Genomic DNA, 5,686 nt, shown 5'->3' with positions numbered 1-5,686 from the left:
TAAAGAAATGTTTGCGGGATTAGATGAAGCGACAAAAGAAAAAGCGAAATCAATTTTAGAGCAAGAGAAATCCGGCAAATTAACACGTGAACAAGCAAAAGAGGAATTAACGAAGTTAGGCGTGAAAATGCCAGAGAAGAGTAAGCATAAAGACATACTTGCTAACTTAGATGAAGTAACAAAGGAAAAAGCAATGTCTATTTTTGAACAGGAAAAGTCCGGGAAATTAACGCATGAGCAAGCAAAAGAAGAATTAACAAAATTAGGTGTGAAACTCCCAGAGAAAGAGAAGCATGAAGACATCTTTGCGGGATTAGATGAGGCAACAAAAACAAAAGCAAAAGCGATTTTAGACAATGAGAAGAAACAATTAGAGGCATTGAATGTTGATTTACCGCACCATAAGTTTTTTATGAAAAAAGATGAGAAATAATTGAATGAAGTCGTATCTTTCGTGTGGGCAACCGGAAGATACGTGCGAGGACCGATTTCTGCTGACAGAAATCGGTCCCTTTTAATGATTCAATAAAATTCTTTTCATTGTTAGTATGTATCCAAAGACGCAGTAGAAGATTGCAAAACCGATAAACACTTCCGTATATTGATATTTACCTAATACGTAGAAGGAAACAGCTGGTATAATAGCTACCGCTAAAATGCTATAACCAGGATACTTGTACCTGAACATGATAGCGAATAGAACAGAAAGAAATGTAGCGATGATACAAAAAACAGCAATCATGGTTGATGCACCTCCTATATAGAGTATACCATTTTTAGGGAATTAGAGAAGTATCGTAACTTCTGTTATAATATAAGAAGAGAAATATTTCATATGTTATATAAAAAATATATTGATTTTTTCTAACAATTCAATATAATGAACAATAACTACAAAATTCGACATCAAGAAGTGATGATGAGGACACGATCAATTTTTTACGATTCTCAGAGAGGGAGGCCTTTGGCTGTGAGCTTCCTAATACGGAAAAATAGATTACCACCTCTGAACTGCAGCAGTGAACGAACATCTAGTAATTGCTTGCCGGCAAAAACCGTTATGTAGACTTGAGAAATTGGTGAAGTGTGTTACTTTACGAATTGAAACAAGGGTGGAACCACGAATACAACACTCGTCCCTTTTTTAGGGAGGAGTGTTTTTTTATTTCATTTTTGCATCACACTAGGATTGGAAGGAGGATACGCAGCATGCATCATGATGAGAAGAACAAAATTGGTTTAACGGTAGCACTTTCTATCGTAGTAGGAACGATTATTGGGTCTGGTGTGTTTATGAAACCAGGCAGCGTATTAGATTACTCGGGGAGTTCTAATATGGCGATTCTTGCTTGGGTAATTGGTGGTCTGTTAACGTTAGCAAGTGGTTTAACAGTAGCTGAAATTGGAGCGCAAATCCCGAAAAATGGTGGGTTGTATACGTATTTAGAGGAGATTTACGGAAGTTTTTGGGGATATTTATCAGGCTGGATGCAAACGATTGTTTATGGGCCAGCTATTATTGGAACATTAGGGTTATACTTTAGTTCTTTAATGATTAATTTTTTCTATTTAGATAAAGTATGGAATTTACCAATCGCAATTGGAACAGTTGTGTTCCTTGGCGTTGTAAATAGTATGGGAACAAAATACGGAGGTATCGTTCAAACGATTACGACAATCGGGAAGATGATTCCAATCGTATTAATTGTTGTGTTAGGTTTTTGGAAAGGAAATAGCGATATCTTTAACGTAGTTGTGCCAATATCAGAAAATCAAAGTATCGGGATGGCAATTTTAGCAACGTTATTTGCTTATGATGGCTGGATTTTACTTGCTTCGATTGGTGGAGAAATGAAGAATCCAACAAAGTTATTACCGAAAGCTATGACAGTTGGGATTTTAATTGTAACAGCTGCTTACGTATTAATTAATTTGGCGTTACTGAATGTATTACCAGCAACACAAATTGTAGACCTTGGAGAAAATGCAACAGCGACAGCTGCAGGCATGCTACTTGGAGAATATGGCGGGAAAATTATTAGTATCGGTATTATCGTTTCTATTTTTGGTTGTTTAAATGGAAAGATTTTAACGTTCCCACGTATCCCGATGTCGATGGCAGAACGTGGACAACTTCCATTTGCTAAGTTTATTGCGAAGGAAAGCCCGAGATTTAAAACACCAGCAAATGCGATTACTGTTGAAATCATTTTAGGAATTATTTTAATGATTATTAGTGATCCGAATAAGCTATCTGAGATTTCCGTATTCATTATTTATATTTTCTATGTAATGACGTTTATTGGTGTCTTCATTTTAAGAAAACGTAATAAAAATAAAGAGCGTGCATACAGTGTACCGTTATTCCCAATCGTACCAATCGTTGCGATTTTAGGTTCGTTCTTTGTAATTGGTAGTGCCATTATCAATGATCCGATAAGTTGTTTCTTATCCATTGGAATTGTCTTTACGGGGCTGCCGGTATATTGGTATTTAAATAAGAAGAATAAAAATGAAGTATCATGAGTGAAGGGTAGGCGTATAATACGCCTACCCTTTTTTTACTGTAAAAAAATTGTACTTGTGTTCAACTTCTATTTTGGTTACTATAGTCGTAGTAACCAAAATAGAAAGCGTGGGGAAAGACTTGAATTTTCGTGTGTATATTTTAGCTATCGCGGCTTTCGTAGTCGGAACGGTTGAGCTAATTATAGGAGGAACGCTTGATTTAGTTGCCAATGATTTAGGAGTATCTATTAGTGCAGCTGGTCAGCTTATCACAATATTTTCAGTAGTATTTGCTTTATCAGGTCCTGTTTTATTAGCATTAACAGGGAAATTTGAAAGAAAAACATTGTATGTTGGGGCATTATCAATTTTCTTAATCGGAAATATTATTTCAGCATTTAGTGTGAATTATGGGATGTTAATGTTCTCAAGGGTGATTTGTGCGGCGAGTGGTTCGCTTATTATTGCACTGTCAGTAACACTTGCTTCTAGCGTTGTAGAACCGCATTTTCGTGCGCGTGCAATTGGAATCATTTTCATGGGGATTAGTGGGTCACTTGTACTTGGAGTACCGCTTGGCCTTGTGCTCGGAAATGCATATGGATGGCGTGCACCATTTGTGCTCATTTCAATCTTAACAGTGATGGCAATCGCTTGTATTTCATTATTCTTAACGAAAGTACCACCGACATCGGTATTATCAATAAGAGAGCAAATTGCTACGTTAAAAGATAAAAAAATCGTCAGTGCACAGTTAACGTCGTTCTTATTTTTAACGGGTCATTTAACACTATATGCATATTTAACACCATTTTTAAAAGATGTTATGCATGTGGAAGCGAATTGGATTAGTGTATTTTATTTCATCTTCGGAATCGCAGCAGTAATTGGGGGCGGCTTCGGAGGCTGGCTTGCTGATAAATGGGGATCGAAGAAAAGTATTATCTCAATTATTATCGTATTTGCGTGTGCAATCTTCCTATTGCCAATGATGACATTCTCATTCCCACTGTTCATTATTATGATGGGACTTTGGAGCATGCTGAGCTGGGCTATTTCACCAGCACAACAAAATTATTTAATTGAAATTGCACCGGAATCAGCTGGTATTCAGCAAAGTTTAAATAACTCTGCCCTTCACTTAGGGATTGCGCTCGGTTCAACAGTAGGTGGAGTTGTTATTGAAAAATCATCTGTTATATATAACGCTTGGGTAGGGGGCGGTTTTATTATATTAGCGCTACTTTGTGCGATTTTCTCGATTACGAGAGGACGTTCTACTCAGTTTGCAAAAGAAGAATCTATCGTTTGATAGGTTCTTTTTTTATTTGTAAAAAATGGAAGGGTTTGGTGGGTGGATGGAGAAAGGTGTATATAGCGAGGTGATGGAAAATGATGTCTAATTTCTCGGTATTCGGCATGATAATTGCGCTACTACCGATATTGATAGTTGTTTTTATATTAAGATGGGTCCGTTTCATCTATCAAAATTCAGAGAAACAAGTGGAGCAGAATGAGAAAATGATTGAGTTGTTGACGGAGATAAAGGAAAAAGATAAGTAATATGTATTCGTTTGAAATTTGTTTTCCGTAAGTTAAAAAGGCACTTATAAAGTGTCTTTTTTATTATGTTTGAAAATTGAAAACATGTAATGTTTATTTGTCAATAGCACTATGACAGCAAACAGTTTTAAAGTTGCTTATTACTTTGGAACTTTCTCAACAATTCGACAAGATACTACAAAAAAACCACCTATTCTCTTTTTTTCACTATAAGTACAATGAAACAGTAAGATTGATTCATGTAGAAATTTATATATGGTGGTGGAGAGAATGAAACGAAAGATGGCAGGAAAATGGTTTAGTTTTTTAAGTGCTCTTATTATTTTATTAGGAATTGCAATGCCACAAGTAAAGGCAGAAGTAATGAACAGAGAAACATATAAGATGGATTGGAGCTATAGTAATTCGAAACAGCGTGAAATAAAGACCGAAATAATTAAAACGGTTTCGGGGAGTATTGCGTATTGTTTAACGCCTGATTTACGTTCTCCCAATGGGGATGATTTGCCTGAAATGGGGAAAACATCTGATGCCGTATATCGTGTTTTATTAAATGGATATCCTCAAAAAAGCCCATCTGAATTAGGTGTAGCGACAACGGAAGAAGCGCATTATGCTACACAATTAGCAGTATGGATTGCAGCAAATGAATTAACGGAAGAAGATTTAGTTGCAAAAAATGAACGTGTACATAATCTTATGAAGCGTTTAGTAGAGGCTTCAAAAAAAGAAACTGGATCACAAGATACATTCTTTAAAGTTAATCCTGTAGATCCGCAAACTGCTACACAAAATGGTGATTATTTAGAAACAGGATTTTATGCAGTGCAAACAAATGCGGTTTCTGGCTCTTATACAATTGTTCCTGAAAATGCTCCTAAAGGGCTTCGAATTGTAAATGAAAATGGAGAAGAGAAAAGCACGTTATTAATTAACGAAAAATTCAAAATTTTAATCCCGAAAAATACGAGTAGTGGTAACTTTAAGATGAAAGTGAAGTCTACTTTAACAAATTTACAAGCAATAGCTTTTAAAGGATCAGAAAAAGTTCAAAATACAACGGTATTGTTACAAAGAAATAGTGAGAAAATCAGTACAGATTTAGTTGTAAATTGGGAATCAGTAGGATCTTTAAAGATTATGAAATTAGGAGAAAAAAAGGAAGTATTAAAAGGAGCGGTGTTTGAAGTTTCTAATGAAAACTTTAAACAAAATGTTAAGACTAATGATAAGGGGATTGCGGAGTTAGGTAATCTTCCAATCGGTATATATAGCGTCAAAGAAATTCAAGCGCCAGCTGGATATGTGTTAAACGGAAGTGTTAAAAAAATTGAAGTGAAAACTGGTGAAACTGCTGTATTAGAGCTGAAAAATGAAAATGTAAAAGGTGAATTAGAAATAACGAAAGTAGATGTAGCGGATGGGAATACAAAATTACCGAACGCAGAATTTACAATCTACAACGAACAAGGGAAAGAAGTAGTAAAAGGGAAAACGGATGAAAAAGGTATAGCGAAATTCAAACTGCCATACGGAAAATACACGTATAAAGAAACAATAGCGCCGAATGGATATGTAATAAATGAAGAGACGTTCGCATTTGAAATAAAAGAGA

4 protein-coding genes, 1 pseudogene and 1 other annotated feature are annotated in these 5,686 nt (G+C 35.6%); of the genes and pseudogenes, 4 read left to right on the top strand and 1 reads right to left on the bottom strand.

What is annotated here, in order from left to right:
- Positions 1-433: pseudogene (locus tag MR079_RS27375) on the top strand (hypothetical protein); the annotation flags it as partial.
- Positions 434-514: 81 nt separating this feature from the next.
- On the opposite strand, the gene MR079_RS27370 reads toward MR079_RS27375, so the two are convergent.
- The gene (locus tag MR079_RS27370) at positions 515-742 is read right to left on the bottom strand and encodes a hypothetical protein (RefSeq protein WP_000562235.1); all 228 of its coding nucleotides are present in this window, start codon (positions 740-742) and stop codon (positions 515-517) included.
- A gap of 165 nt (positions 743-907) precedes the next feature.
- Positions 908-1,144 (top strand) — a binding site (T-box leader).
- Between the two features lie 65 nt (positions 1,145-1,209).
- On the opposite strand from MR079_RS27370, the gene MR079_RS27365 reads away from it, so the two are divergent.
- The 3 genes from MR079_RS27365 to MR079_RS27355 all read left to right on the top strand — a co-directional run.
- Positions 1,210-2,526, top strand: a complete 1,317-nt coding sequence (locus tag MR079_RS27365) for an APC family permease (RefSeq protein WP_001974428.1) — start codon at positions 1,210-1,212, stop codon at positions 2,524-2,526.
- A 109-nt stretch (positions 2,527-2,635) separates the two neighbouring features.
- A complete protein-coding gene (locus MR079_RS27360) occupies positions 2,636-3,820 on the top strand; it encodes an MFS transporter (RefSeq protein WP_139868252.1) in 1,185 nt (394 codons plus the stop codon).
- Between the two features lie 521 nt (positions 3,821-4,341).
- The coding region (locus tag MR079_RS27355) for an MSCRAMM family protein (protein WP_242294999.1) at positions 4,342-5,686 on the top strand (1,345 nt) is incomplete at its 3' end.

This window comes from Bacillus cereus group sp. BfR-BA-01381 (genome assembly GCF_022663555.1).
GTDB classification, from domain to species: Bacteria; Bacillota; Bacilli; order Bacillales; family Bacillaceae_G; genus Bacillus_A; species Bacillus_A pacificus.
This window is presented reverse-complemented; position numbering and strand designations above follow the sequence as displayed.

What these genes read in the sequence shown, in the direction of transcription:
- MR079_RS27365 (WP_001974428.1), top strand. Translation starts at nt 1,210, where the DNA reads ATGCATCATGATGAGAAGAACAAAATTGGTTTAACGGTAGCACTTTCT.
- MR079_RS27370 (WP_000562235.1), bottom strand. Translation starts at nt 742, where the DNA reads ATGATTGCTGTTTTTTGTATCATCGCTACATTTCTTTCTGTTCTATTC.